This window comes from Paenibacillus sambharensis (assembly GCF_003233845.1).
Lineage (GTDB): Bacteria > Bacillota > Bacilli > Paenibacillales > Paenibacillaceae > Paenibacillus_I > Paenibacillus_I sambharensis.
In genome coordinates, this window is the sequence record NZ_QKRB01000028.1 from 31617 (window position 1) to 45107 (window position 13491).

The window sequence follows — 13491 nt, forward strand, 5'->3', positions numbered from 1 at the left end:
TTTCTGCTTCCTGTCTGGAAGCGAAAGGGCTATAGGAGTACATTAATTGGCAGTCACATTTACGTAATCAAAGTCGGGCAGCAACGCTCCCGCTGAATCGGCGAGCTGAAACTTATTATTACCGTATAGCTTTGTATACTTAATCTGTACAGCTTGTCCTTCTTGAATTCCCTGAAGAACTGCATCCTTAACATGGAGAGTGTACTTGTCATTTAAGTCAATGCGTAAGGTGTTAAGGTTAGAAGTAACTTTTTGAACAACATATCCTCTTAAATGGTATTCAGCATCTCCAACTTTGATTGTAAGACCAGCTGCAAGGCCAACATATGTGTGAAATTCATACCCCTCAGCAAACGTCAGGATAATATCACCATTATCAAGTTTGGCAGAAGGAATTCCTGGTTCGGCAATTTGTCGTGCTTCGTTAACAAAAGTCAATTCAGCCGGATACGGATCCATAGCCCAGTTCACCATGTCGCTAGTGTTGAGTTTAATACCGATTGACCCATAAGGAAGAGGGGTTTCGAACGTTATTGTATACAATACTCCGTCAATTCCATAAGAGTCATAATAGGAAGATTCAGTTATGTCCAACCCGTCAACGGATACGGATATAGTAGGGTCGTTGACACCTGTTGGCGTAAGCCCAGGATACCATCCATAATTGACTTCAGCCGTAACCGTTTTTCTGTCGGAGCTAACCGTGACAGATGTAATTTGTTCTTCAATGAAGTGGACGGGCTCGGCTGCAAACGCAGGGGCACTGTTCTTCACGTGACCTGTATCCTGCAATGCTGTACCAGTATAACTAAGGCTTAGGTTGTCTTTCTCTTCTTCCGAGATACCACTAACACTAAGAATGACATAGTTCGAAGGGAAGAACCAATCATCTCCCTCGGAATGAATAGTAACCTTGTTGATCTGACCGACGTTTAAACTGTAGTCACTAACAGAAGGAACACTTGTCAGATCGAGTGATTCGCTTGAATAGTACAAATAAATAGAATCCAACGCTTTATTAATTACTGCTTTTTCGAAATATGGGGTGAAGGTATCATAAGCACCTGTGACTTCTTTATTTATCGCTATGCTTGTTACACTGCTTGACGTATAATTCTTGGATGCATCACGAACGACGAAATCAATTCGAGATTTCATATCCAGTAATGGTACTCCTGTATTAAATTCATGTACTTTGTTAGTTTCAGATGCATCAACTGTAAAATAAGGCCAGTCACTAACCCTGAAAGCATCTCCATCCTTGCCGGTATGTCCACGCAATACGGAATCGACACTAGATTCAAAATGACTGCTAACTGCGTTTACCACCATATACAGTTCCGCAGGTTCATTGAGCATATACCGGATCCATATATCGCCGTTCTTTACATAAGCTTGTGGGTAGTCTGGTGAGAAATATGGATCAATGAAGTCTGTCATTTCTACGCTGCTTGTACTCAGTGCTCGAACAGTAAGATCGAATGTTATTTCGCCTGTCAGGCTGCCGGACAAGACTGCTTTAAGCGTAACAAACTGATCATTCCAATTGATTCTGTTTACAGTACCTGTTTCGGTAACAATCGAAGGAGCGCTGGTTTGCCAGGTGATAGTTACACCCTCATATTCAGCAAGTGTCGTCATTAGGTTTAGGTTAGAGAAAACGTTCGTACGGTCTTTATTTGCTCCCAAGTAACCTTGCTTAATCGCTGCAAATACATTATCCACCGTTAATGCTGGAGGGGTAGGGGTTGATCCGCCACTTGCAGGAGGGGTGTCAGGCTGACTGCTTGGCGGGTTAGCAGGTGTGCTTCCGGTTGAATTACCAGGAGCATTGATAACAGGAATGACGGGTGTGCCACCTGAAGGTGCACTGCTTGCGGGTTCACTGCTATTGACCGCTGGGATAGTTCCGTTTGATGGCTGAGCGGGCCTGTTATTGACAGTAACAGTTGCACCTTGAGCTGCTGTTATCTTCACTAACTCTGGATTCCCATTAAGGTTGATAGAAGTGTTCGCGATGAATTCTTTAATTGTGCCGTTCACAGTAATATCTGCTCGACTGGAATGGTTGACTACTATGTTAAAGTTTCCGTCGAATACTATCTTCTGATTTGCAGAAACATCCGCAGATATTTCAACGTTCTCAATTCCACTGCTGGTGAGGTCCTTGGTAACTAATCGAGCACCACTCTCAAGCTTTACTGCCGCAACAGAAGTGTCTCCTGTAATTAGAACACGGATCTTTCCATCATATTTGTTCACGACGAGCGCTTCACGAACTTCAACATTATTAAGGATTACCGAATGTTCGCCGCCTCCATATACATACACAGAGCCTGAAATCTCAACATCATCAAGGGTAATCTCACCGCTTCCAACGCCTTGTGCTACATAAAGATTGCCGTCAATCTTCATATTCTTCAACAATACATCTGGTGTGTTAACCACGAGATTACCAGTAATATGCTGTGAATAGTTTCCTGGTTTAGAGATTAGTTCTTGAATAAGTTTACTAATTATCGTTACAGCCTCAGCCCTAGTCAGCTCAGCGCGTGGCCTGAATGTACCATCGGGGAATCCCGAAAGCGCGCCGCTGGAAACAAGAGACGATACAGAGGCTTTTGCCCACTCAGCGATTTCGATCTGATCTGTAAAAGCATTAGTTCGAGCATTGTTGTGCTCCAGGTGCAAGGTGTTAGTAAGCATGACTGCTGCTTCTTGACGAGTAATGTGTTGAGTCGGAAGTGCCTTGCCGCCTGTCCCCTTTAAAATACCTGCTGCATTCAGTTTCAAGATGGATGGGGCATACCACTTGGCTGTCTCCAAGTCGGAGAAAGAATTGGTTGCAGTTTCTTCATACTTCATGATGTTATCAAGCATGACTGCGAACTCAGCTCTAGTTAACGCGTCGTTCGGTCTAAACTTGCCGTCGTGTCCGTTTACTACGCCATACTGCTGCCACTGCTCAATGGCAGAACCTGCCCAATGACCTTGAATGTCACGCAAGGCTGCTGCTGAGACCGGTACGGTGATCGTCACCGTTAGCACGGCAGCGGCTACCGCCATAGATAACATTCGTCTAAATAATGGAATCAAACTGTTCACTCTCCTTGATGTTAGTACAATTGTCGTAGTGTAAGCCGGGAACAACCATGTATAGTCCTGGGTTTATAGACCTGGCTATAGTTGAGCGATCGACTTTCCTAATTAAATATACCTATGATTCTTGAATAGTACAAATATTTTCTTGCTAGTATTTAGCAAGTCTTCGTATAACAATAGCAGAAAGAAAGCAGCCTCCCTGTTAAAGCCTTTAAATGGCTTTAACAGGGAGGCTGTATGTATCAGCCTAGGTCATCTACGAAGTACATTGATAATTAACATGATGCCGCCCAATGGGCACCACAGACGGGGAACCCGACACGGGGTCCTGGATCACCGTGCTGTCCAGCCCGAAGATGTCTTTGATCAGTGTGCTCGTGATAACCTTCGCTGGCTCCCCTTCAGCAACAAGCTTGCCTTGACGGAGCGCAAAGATATGATCTGCGTACCGGGCAGACAAGTTGATGTCATGGAGCACCATGACAATCGTTGTACCGCGCTTGCGGTTCAGGTCCGTGAGCAAATCAAGAATTTCAACCTGGTAGGTGATATCTAGGAAGGTTGTCGGCTCGTCCAGGAATAGAATGTCTGTTTGCTGTGCCAGCGCCATAGCAATCCAGACACGCTGTCTCTGGCCGCCTGACAGCTCATCAATATTACGGTTAGCAAGCTCCGTAATGTTCATGATTTCCATCGCTTCGGCGACGGCTTCGGCATCCTTCCTCGTCCATCCGCTGAGCAGAGACTGGTGTGGGAATCTTCCCCGTCCAACCAAATCCGCTACTGAAATCCCTTCGGGAACAGTAGGGGACTGCGGCAGCAGACCGAGAACGCGAGCCAGCTGCTTGGTCGGGATTTTGCCCAGCGGTCTGCCGTCAAGTGTTATACTGCCCGATTCGGGCTTAATAAGCCTTGCTAGTGTTTTCAGTAGCGTTGATTTGCCGCAGGCATTCGCGCCAATCATAACGCTTATTTTATTGCTGGGAATCACCAGGCTGACGTCATGGATAATCGTCTTCTGATCATAGCCGGCAACAATATGCTCAGCTTGTAACAGGTGTGAGGATGGCATTATAAATCTCCCTTTCGGTTCATACGGATGAGCAGGTAGATCAGGTAGGGTGCCCCAAGTATTCCGGTAATGATACCCGCTGGGTATCTCACCTCGAAAGCGAATTGGCCGACCAGATCCGCCGCCAGAACCAGATTCACGCCAACCAGACCTGCCGGAATGATCGCTGAGAGGCCGGTTCCTACCAAGGCTTTTGCAATCGGTCCCGCAAGAAAAGCGACGAAGGCGATAGGACCTGTTACGGCGGTTGCTATCGCAATCATGCAGACTGAACCGACAATAAGAACCATTCGAGTCTTGTCCGTATTCACCCCGAGGGAAGCGGCGGATTGCTCTCCAAGCTCTAATATGCTGAGATGCTTCATTAGCACAATAAGAACTGGAACACAGATCAGAACCGTAATTATAAGAGGCGGCAGTTCGTGCATCTGGGAACCGTTAAGGCTGCCGCTGAGCCATCTTAGGGCTGCTGGTACATCGGGCTCCGCGCTGACGAGCAGAAGATAGGATATAACAGCGTTCAGCATGGCCTGCATGCCTATGCCGATCAGGATTAATCGCCCAATTGAGAAGGTTCTTCCCCTGGAAAAGGTGTAAATCAAGAGAGCGGTAGCAAGACCGGCAATTACCGAAGCAATCGATACTATCGAATCGCTAGTATGAAGGATGACGATACAAAAGACCGCCGCCGCACTGGAGCCTGTCGTGATACCGAGCACATTCGGGTTAGCGAGTGGGTTGCGCAGCATCGTCTGAAATACGCTCCCGCCCATGCCGAAAGCAAACCCGGCAAAGAGGCCTGCCAGCATTCTTGGGAGCCTTATCGTATTCACGGCAAAGGACACACCCTTAATCTGTTCTCCCAGCAGCGTCCTGATGACATCCTGTACTGGATAGATGGTGTTGCCGAGTAGCAGCATGGCACAGCAGAGCACACATGAAACGGCCGCAAGAGAGCCGGTCACAATAATCCAGCGGCGGCGGCGCTGCTGTCTGCCCGCCATAATCAACGTCATCGAATTATTCATCATAGTGACCGCACTTTCGCTTTCATCGCTAGAATGATTAGTATTGGAGCACCAATAAACGCCGTCACCACACCGACCTCCAGCTCTCCCGGACTGCCGACCAGCCGGCCGCATACATCAGAGATTGTAAGAATAATGGCTCCAGAAATTGCGGACATCGGTATAACGTAACGCAGATCAGGACCAATCATAAGGCGAATGATATGCGTAGATAGCAGCCCGACAAAACCGATAGGCCCTGCCAGCGCAGTGGCTGCCCCGCATAAGAGAACGCCCCCGAAGGCCGCAGCGAGCCTCAAGAAACCTGTACGAACGCCTAATCCGGCAGCCGCTTCGTCGCCTAGTGCCAATGCATTGAGCGCAGAGGCAGACAGGATTCCAATCAACAGGCCAACGACCAGGAAGGGGATAAACGTGCTGACTGAGCTCCAGCTGCCGGCTCCTACGCTGCCCACCTGCCAAAAGCGGAATTGGTCCATGACATAGGAGCGTGGAATCATGACGGCGATTACCAGAGAAGACAGGGCGGCGCTTGTAGCGGCACCAGCCAGTACCAGCTTAAGGGGCGTAGCGCCGCCGCGTCCCATGGAGCCGATCCCGAATACGAAGATTGCGGTAATCATAGCTCCGGCCAGCGCAAACCAGATATATTGACTGGCCGTGTTAATGTTTAAGAATGCAACTCCGCAGACCACAAATAGGGATGCGCCTGTGTTCACGCCCAGAATGCTGGGGTCTGCTATGGGATTGCGCGTAACCGCCTGCATCAGAGCACCGGATACGCCGAGTGCCGCACCGCAGAATAAACTAAATACGGTTCGGGGAATTCGCTTGCGCACCACGTTAGCCTCGTAGGAGTTTGCATCCGGGCTAGTTAATCCGTTGATCAGCTCCTGAAAGCTCACCGGCCTGGAACCCAGGACAAGAGAGGCTAACACGCACAAGCCAAGCAGGACAAAACAACTCACCAGGACCAGTGTAAAGTGCCTTGGAATATGCGGTTTCAGCAGGCTGGCTTGTACATTAAGTGAACTATTCATTTAGCTTGTCAACGGCTCCTCCAATTAATTCCAGGTACTCGTCTATGGTGTAAGCAATCGCCAGCGGATTCGGGTTACCGGCAGCCGCAAGTGGTGTGTTATCTCCGATAAGCACAACAGACCCCCGTTTAATCGCCGCAATCTGGCCAAGCACCGGATCAGCTTTTACCGCTTTGTACAGGCTTTCGTCACCATAAGCAATCAGAATATCAGCATCGTTCAGAATATCCGCATTCTCAGCGCTTAAGGTCAGTGCGAAGCCGGTCTTATCCGTGATTTGGCTTGTCACACTCTCAGGGTATTCCATTCCCAGCTCAAGCAGGAAAGCAGCGCGCGGGTCTGCAGGTGTGTACACATAAACGGTGGACAGATCGTTAGCCGAGAAGCTGACCCAGGCAACCTTCTTGCCCTGCATGTCAGGGTACTCGCCGGCCTTTTCCTTGATCAGGTTCTCCGTGTCCTTAATGAGCTGTTCGCCTTCTGCCTTCATGCCCATTCCAGCTGCATTTTGAATGACCTGCTCACGCCACGTGATGACCCACGGCTCTGTCTGATAGGCTACAACCGGCGCGATTTGACTCAGAATATCATAATCTTCCTGCGTAATACCGGAGTAGGCTGCCAGAATGACATCCGGGTTGGCATCCGAAATAGCTTCAAAGTCCAGTCCATCTGTATCCTGGAAAACATTTGGCTGCTCTGCACCAAGCTCCTTGAGCTTGGCCGCTGTCCAAGGCAGCAGTCCGCTGTCATCCTGAACGCCATAGTTCGCTGCCGAGAAGCCGACAGGGACTACGCCGAGAGCGAGAGCAACGTCATGATTTGCCCACTGAATAGTAACCACTCGTTCAGGCTTGCTCTCTATGACAGCTTCGCCGAAGGCGTGCTTGATTACAATCGGATATTCAGCGGCTGCTGCTTCAGCATCAGCTGTTTCGTTATTGGAAGGAGCTGGATCAGCCGTATTGTTCTCAGCTGCTGCCGGCTTAGATGCTGAGTTCGCTTGCTGGTCCGAATTGGATTGCCCGCTTGAACACCCAACCAGCAGAATCATAATCAAAGCCGATATAACCATTGTTTTTAACTTGTTGTTCTGTTTGAAAATCATTTGTGTCCCCATCCTTATCATGTTTGTAGTTTGTTTCCCTTGTTTGATAATGATTATCATTAACATTGACAATGGTATATATTACTTGCCGCTTTGTCAATGGAATTTTTATTACAGCAAGATTCGGAAAGTCACGGTGAGCAGAGGATGGTATGCTGCAATTGTCGCATAACACAGAGCAGCGATAGGAAGCGACAATAATTGCGTTATTTGGAGGAAAGAAAGTGAAAATTACAGCAGCGGTTCTCATTCGTGTGGCGGGCTTATGTGCAGTGTTGGCGGGGATCCTGGACGTTGTCATTCAATTCACCCGGCAGACAGGCTCTCTTCCGTCAGACAGTGTCTCTTCCGTCAGTAAAATTCCCTTCCATGCATTTCCAAGATATTCTATACTTATTATAATGCTGGGGTATAGAAGGGACTAGGCGATTCTTATGGAAACTATGAAAAGTATCGAAGATATTGTAGGGAAACATATGCAGGAACAACCGTTTTCGGGTGCAGTTGCAGCCGTTAGCAGCCATAATGGACAAAGATACGAAGCGGCCCGCGGCTATGCCAATCGGAGTGAGGAGACCGATAATACGGTAAACACGAGATTCGGCATCGCTTCTGGGTGTAAAATTTTCACAGCCGTTGCTATTTGTCAGTTAGTGGAGCGGGGAGAGCTATCATTTGATTCGCTGCTGAGCGATTGCCTCGACATCTCGTTTCCAAACTTTGATCCTGCCATAAATATACATCACCTGCTGACCCAGCAGCCAATTTTCATACAGCAATGCAGGCTATATCCTGTTAGGGCTGATTGTCGAGCAGGTGTCTGGAATAAACTTTGCTTCTTACGTGGAGAAAAAAATTTTCGCGACAGCCGGAATGGCTGACTCGGGATATTTCAGAATGGATCAGCTGCCGAGGCATACGGCTGTTGGCTATATCGATCAGGGCACTACGTGGCGATCCAACATTTATTCCGTACCTGTAAAAGGCGGGCCGGATGGCGGAGCCTTCTCTACCGTGCAGGATCTGGAGAAATTCTGGAAGGCCTTGCTCGGTAACCAGCTGTTATCAGCTGACTATACCGGTCTTATGCTGACTCCTCATCTGCAGGATAATGATTTTGTCCATTATGGATATGGCGTGTGGATATTGAAGCTGAATGAGAAGATTTTCAAGTATTTTATAATGGGCAGTGATCCGGGTGTGAGCATGCAGTCTTCGGTGTATCCTGGCCCAGATCTGCAGATACATATTATCTCTAATACGAATAACGGAGCCGATTCTCTGGCCCGAACTATTGATGAATGGGCGTATGGAGAGCTATGATAAGCAGCGAATGAGAAAAGATGTGGTATGTGAAATGAAGAAAATAATAATGGTCTGCATAGCGGTGGTGCTGCTTATCCCGGTCTTAATAGGTGTGTACGTATATCGAATTGGCTTTCTTGATGATGAGCAATCCACCACAACAATTGAGATTTCCCATATACCTGCTGCCATGTACAGCACAGCAGAGCCGATAATGCCTGACTGGGAGGTTAAGAAGGTTACAGCCTACAACGATGGTTTTGTGTCACCTACTTGTACCCTATATTTTACGAATGATGTTGAGTTGTTACTTTCTACTAGCCCGGTGACTTATTCGGGTATGTATCAACTCCTAGTCAATACTAGCCTTTATGAAGCCTATGTAGATGAACAGGATGCGGTATTTCAATATTTTTCCGGCGGGTATTACTACTCTTTCAAGACGAAGAGGGGGACTAATGAACAACTTGTACAGCAGTATATAATGTCACTATAATCAGATATTAATCACGGATTCAGAAGGAGTTGATGGTATTGCAGAGCGCTAAGATTATGTCCCTGAATGTCGGCACGCCGGCTCCGCTGGTTCATGGCAAGAAGGAAGTTATGAGCGGGATCGTGAAGCGGCCTGTAACAGAGCCAGTGTGGCTGTCGATGACCAATTTAGAGGGTGATGAACAGGCTGATCTGGTCCACCACGGCGGAGTCGACAAAGCGGTATGCGTGTATCCCTATGAGCACTACGCTTATTGGGAGCGTGAGCTTAATAGGACATTAGAATTTGGTGCATTCGGTGAGAATCTGACTACGCAGGGAGCGGCCGAGCAGGACATAAGCATTGGGGATATCTTCCGGATTGGGGAAGCGGTTGTACAGGTTAGCCAGCCGCGTCAGCCGTGCTTCAAGCTGTCTGCCAAATATGGCGTTCCCGAGCTGCCGGTCATGGTGCAGAATACGGGGTATACGGGTTACTATTTCCGTGTCCTTCAGGAAGGTGCGGTCAGGAGCGGAGATGAGCTTGTCCTGGTTGACAAACATCCAGGCAGCATCACGGTTTCCTTCTCCAACCAGATCATGCACCATGACAAGAAGAACGAGGAAGCAATCAGGCAAATTCTGGCCGTTGACGCCTTGTCTGGCAGCTGGCGGGAAACTCTTGCGAAGCGGCTGGATGGCTTCAGCAGCGATACACAGGAGCGATTGACCGGGCAGAAAGGAGAGTAAATGAGCAGAATTGCGTCATTCTCGATGTGTCTGGTGATGATCTGTGTCCTCTTGCTTGCCTGCGGGAAGAAAGAGGAGCAGGAGGTATCTCTAGAGGCATCGGTGCTGCCGTTAACAGATGAACAATACGATAAAATAAGAACTAGTGGTCTGCCAAACCCTGTCAAGGATGATTTTCGAAAAGTCACCGTGCATGTTGAAGCCCGGCATTTAACAGATTCAGAAGCCGTTATTGATGGCCCGGAATTCTCGAAATGGCAGCAAAGTATCGATTCTTATGATCAGACAGACAGATTTTGGGATGGCAGTTCTTCGGATACAGCAACTTCCTATACGAGCGAGATTATTATTTATTCAAAAGGCTTGAGTGACGAGGATATCAAGAAGGCATTCAGCGAGGTTGCAATTAGTGTTCCTGCTGCTAAGGAAGACGGACGGACGAGAGTCTACCATGTCAGTGACTACTTTGTTTTTGATTATACTGATTAACTGCTGACCTACTATTAGCTTGGAGGAGAAAGACATGGAAGCGAAACGGATTGCAGCCGAGAAGGCTGCTGCCTATGTACAGGACAATATGGTGGTCGGCTTGGGTACTGGATCGACTGCATATTGGGCTATTGAATATCTCGGGAAGCGGGTTAGTGAAGGTCTTAACATTCGTGCGATAGCTACATCCTTCCAGTCGGAAGAGCAGGCGAGGAAGCTGGGAATACCTATCGTTCAATTCGCAGACATTGAGCAGATTGACATCACAATAGATGGTGCGGATGAGGTAGATGAGCAGTTCAATCTGATCAAAGGCGGCGGGGGAGCTTTGCTGCGGGAGAAGATCGTTGCTGCGGCCAGCAAGCAGATGATTGTTATCGTAGATGAGTCCAAATTAGTTGGCACATTGGGCAAATTTCCTCTGCCTGTCGAGATTGTAAAATTCGGATTCGAGATGACGATGAAGAAGCTAGGCAAGCTTGGCTGCGAGCTGCGCTTAAGAATGAAGGATAATGAAGTCTACCTGACTGACAACGGCAACTATATTGTTGATTGTCATTTTGGGAGCATTACGGAACCCGAACGGCTCCATCAGCTGATTAATCTGATTCCTGGTGTGGTCGACAATGGGCTATTCATTAATATGACCCGGCATGTCATAGCAGGTTATAGGAGCGGGAACATTGAGGAACTGGTGAAGAAGGATACATAGCAGAGTGGCCCTGATCAAAAATGCAGCGAAGCCCGCCAATCGGCGGGCTTTGTGCTTAAGGCAAGCCTATTGCAGCTTGAGTATTACTGTTTTGCCGCAGGCTGTGGCTTAGCATAGACATAGGAACGCAGATCATCTCCAGTCTTGGCTTTCCAGACAATAAGGTTATACGGATTGCTCCAGTCGATCAGCTCCGGTGTGCCGAACATCTGGTGAAGCCGGTTGCTGTTGAAGATTACTGAGCCGTCCCGGTCAACAAACAGCCCGTCTACCCACAGCATACGGTCATCCGAGACAAAGTCCTGAAAGGTTCGGGTTTGCGGGTCATAGTATCCGATCCCTTGTCCTTCAAGCATGGTATACCAGATATTGCCCTGGTTATCCGCATACATTCCGTCACTGTTGCTTCCCTTGCTGCCGATGGCTCTGACTTCGGACGCAACGTCTTCCAGAGGAAGATTGAAGTTGTTGAGCACAGCGGTCGGTATCGCGTACAGGTTGCGTCCCGTAAGCGGCGTATAATACAGAGCCAAACGGTCTGCGGACAATGCGATTCCATCTACACCAGTCTGCACAGGCTTATCTTCCTGAACAGGATGTCCGGCAATGGAGAACCTGAACCCCGGATAAGGCTGAGTGCTTTCGTGGCGGTCCAGTACACGGCGAAATTCTCCTGTCTTCATATTGTAGACGATCAGCCCGGCTCTGACTGTCCCGGGAACAGTATTGCCGGAGTCACTAATGTAGACATAGCCGTTCCGGTTATCCACGACCAGATCGTTCAGCATGGAGGTGTCATACGGCGCAATATCGTTCGGAATTTTGATGGAGTCGACGAGCTTGTTGGCTGTCAGATCCCAGATGACGATCTTCTGGGCGCCCTCTTCAGAGGGAGCGCCGTTCAAATGCCCCTGATCCAGCATCCACATACGGTTCCGTTCATCGATTTCATATCCCAGCACATGCTGAAGCATGTCAGAATTGCCTGCCTCGTTCCACTCCCAGCTTGGATAGGCCTCCAGCAGAGGCTTCCCGTCTTTCATAACGATCTTATTCATGGTTGCCGGTATGCCTTCTGCTCTGCGGGGAACGGAGACGTAAGTGTTTCCGTCTTCATCTGTCTTGATCCCGGCGGGCAGCGCCTTCTTCCAATATTCATTCTGCTCAAATTCGCGCTCCATCTCCGGGTCGGCGAAATTCCAGTCGAGATGGTTCCAATGATACATGATTTCATATTGCCCGTAGCCCGTCATCCGGTCCTCCTTCGCTGCAGCGGCCGGTTCAGGGGACATTGAGGCAGCGCCCAGCACGACAGAGGTCAGGGAAACAGCAAGCAGTGTGGACAGTCGATTTCTCTTCAACTCTTGTACCTCCTTAAAGGTAAATGTACCGGATCAGCCGACTAAGTACAGTCATAATTTACAGCCGATTCCATATCATGATTACCACTTGGGCAGGAGACGAAACAGGATGTTTAGATTATACTTAGGAATAGATTGGTAAGTATGGATGGAGAAGAGAGGGGCTGTCATGCTTAAATACATGCTCTGTTTGATTAAACAAGGGAGCAAGATAGTACTGCTTAACCTGGAATCACAGGCGTGATGGGATGGAGGGAACGACATGACAAAAATATTCATGTTTGTACTTAAATTCTGCTTGGGCCTTCTTCCCAGTATCTTATTGATCGCTTGGCTGCTCCGTCAGTTCCCGCATACGGGGTTAGGCCGAATCATTGGAGTCCCAATGGCAGTCCTGGTCAATGTCGTAATTGTAATCGCTGGTATCATGTTGTCCGCAAGGATAGACGGAAAGGCGTACCAATACTTGCTGTGGACCGTTGTTGTTCTGCTTACCTTAGCAGTAACTCTGTTCTTTTACCCGCAGGATTATGGACCGCCTATTACCGTTAAGATATGGCAGTACTTCTTCGGACAATAGTCGGAGTGAATGGTCGTTCAACAATAACAAATAAGAAGACAAGGGGAGTACGGATGAGAACGAATCGAAACATAGGGATCATAGCGGCCAGCCTTATCCTTGGCGGCTGTATCGTTACGGCGGCACTCATAAACCAGAATGAAACGGTGCAAGAGAAGCGGACAGCACAGGTGCAGACAGACTCCTCTTCCGCTCAGCTCCTGACAATGGAGGAAGCTGCGGCATACCTGGGGATAACGGAAGGCGACATCAGGCGGATTATTTCTATTGAGAGCAGTATGATGCAGGGCAGCAGTGATATTGTGCTTGAGGGAATGATGCTACCGTATATATGGATTAAAGACCGTCATTATTTTCACAAAGAGTCTCTGCAGAAGTGGCTGATGTACGCTTCTCAAACCAGACGGACTTACGATGATAGTTACTTCAATCAGTGAAGAGGAACGGCAAGAAGGAGATTAGACAAGGCA

At 48.4% G+C, this 13491-nt stretch carries 12 protein-coding genes and 1 pseudogene; 7 read left to right on the forward strand and 6 right to left on the reverse strand.

Going from position 1 to position 13491, the window contains the following annotated elements:
• Positions 1 to 42: 42 nt before the first annotated feature.
• From DNH61_RS02700 to DNH61_RS02720, 5 genes are all read right to left on the reverse strand, one after another.
• Positions 43 to 3096 carry an S-layer homology domain-containing protein gene (locus DNH61_RS02700; protein WP_146240932.1) on the reverse strand — a complete coding sequence of 1018 codons (3054 nt, stop codon included), beginning with the start codon at positions 3094 to 3096 and terminating at the stop codon, positions 43 to 45.
• Between the two features lie 262 nt (positions 3097 to 3358).
• On the reverse strand, positions 3359 to 4174 hold the full coding sequence (locus tag DNH61_RS02705) for an ABC transporter ATP-binding protein (RefSeq protein WP_111145143.1): 816 nt from the start codon (positions 4172 to 4174) through the stop codon (positions 3359 to 3361).
• The gene (locus DNH61_RS02710; protein ID WP_111145144.1) at positions 4174 to 5205 is read right to left on the reverse strand and encodes a FecCD family ABC transporter permease; all 1032 of its coding nucleotides are present in this window, start codon (positions 5203 to 5205) and stop codon (positions 4174 to 4176) included. The genes DNH61_RS02705 and DNH61_RS02710 overlap by 1 nt, the downstream gene beginning before the upstream one ends.
• Positions 5202 to 6242 carry a FecCD family ABC transporter permease gene (locus tag DNH61_RS02715; protein ID WP_111145145.1) on the reverse strand — a complete coding sequence of 347 codons (1041 nt, stop codon included), beginning with the start codon at positions 6240 to 6242 and terminating at the stop codon, positions 5202 to 5204. Before DNH61_RS02715 ends, DNH61_RS02710 begins: the two co-directional genes overlap by 4 nt.
• Positions 6235 to 7350: an iron-siderophore ABC transporter substrate-binding protein gene (locus DNH61_RS02720; protein ID WP_111145146.1), complete on the reverse strand. Its 1116-nt coding sequence runs from the start codon at positions 7348 to 7350 to the stop codon at positions 6235 to 6237. Before DNH61_RS02720 ends, DNH61_RS02715 begins: the two co-directional genes overlap by 8 nt.
• A 434-nt stretch (positions 7351 to 7784) precedes the next feature.
• Here DNH61_RS02720 and DNH61_RS02725 point away from each other — a divergent pair.
• The 5 genes and pseudogenes from DNH61_RS02725 (at position 7785) to rpiA (ending at position 11080) form a co-directional block, all read left to right on the forward strand.
• A pseudogene (locus DNH61_RS02725) lies at positions 7785 to 8673 on the forward strand (serine hydrolase domain-containing protein).
• 10 nt (positions 8674 to 8683) lie between these two features.
• Positions 8684 to 9151 carry a hypothetical protein gene (locus tag DNH61_RS02730; protein ID WP_146240933.1) on the forward strand — a complete coding sequence of 156 codons (468 nt, stop codon included), beginning with the start codon at positions 8684 to 8686 and terminating at the stop codon, positions 9149 to 9151.
• 38 nt (positions 9152 to 9189) lie between these two features.
• Positions 9190 to 9879: an MOSC domain-containing protein gene (locus tag DNH61_RS02735; protein WP_111145294.1), complete on the forward strand. Its 690-nt coding sequence runs from the start codon at positions 9190 to 9192 to the stop codon at positions 9877 to 9879.
• On the forward strand, positions 9880 to 10368 hold the full coding sequence (locus tag DNH61_RS02740; RefSeq protein WP_111145148.1) for a hypothetical protein: 489 nt from the start codon (positions 9880 to 9882) through the stop codon (positions 10366 to 10368).
• A gap of 34 nt (positions 10369 to 10402) precedes the next feature.
• Positions 10403 to 11080 (forward strand): ribose-5-phosphate isomerase RpiA, encoded by a 678-nt coding sequence (rpiA, locus tag DNH61_RS02745; RefSeq protein ID WP_111145149.1) that lies wholly within the window; start codon positions 10403 to 10405, stop codon positions 11078 to 11080.
• Positions 11081 to 11163: 83 nt separating this feature from the next.
• Here the strand turns inward: rpiA and DNH61_RS02750 are convergent, their stop codons facing one another.
• Positions 11164 to 12372, reverse strand: coding sequence for an L-dopachrome tautomerase-related protein (locus tag DNH61_RS02750; RefSeq protein ID WP_111145295.1), 1209 nt, complete (start codon positions 12370 to 12372; stop codon positions 11164 to 11166).
• A 331-nt stretch (positions 12373 to 12703) separates the two neighbouring features.
• Between DNH61_RS02750 and DNH61_RS02755 the strand changes: the two genes are divergently transcribed.
• The gene (locus DNH61_RS02755) at positions 12704 to 13021 is read left to right on the forward strand and encodes a hypothetical protein (protein ID WP_111145150.1); all 318 of its coding nucleotides are present in this window, start codon (positions 12704 to 12706) and stop codon (positions 13019 to 13021) included.
• A gap of 53 nt (positions 13022 to 13074) precedes the next feature.
• Entirely contained in the window at positions 13075 to 13458 is a 384-nt protein-coding gene (locus tag DNH61_RS02760) for a helix-turn-helix domain-containing protein (RefSeq protein WP_111145151.1), read from the forward strand.
• Positions 13459 to 13491: the final 33 nt, after the last annotated feature.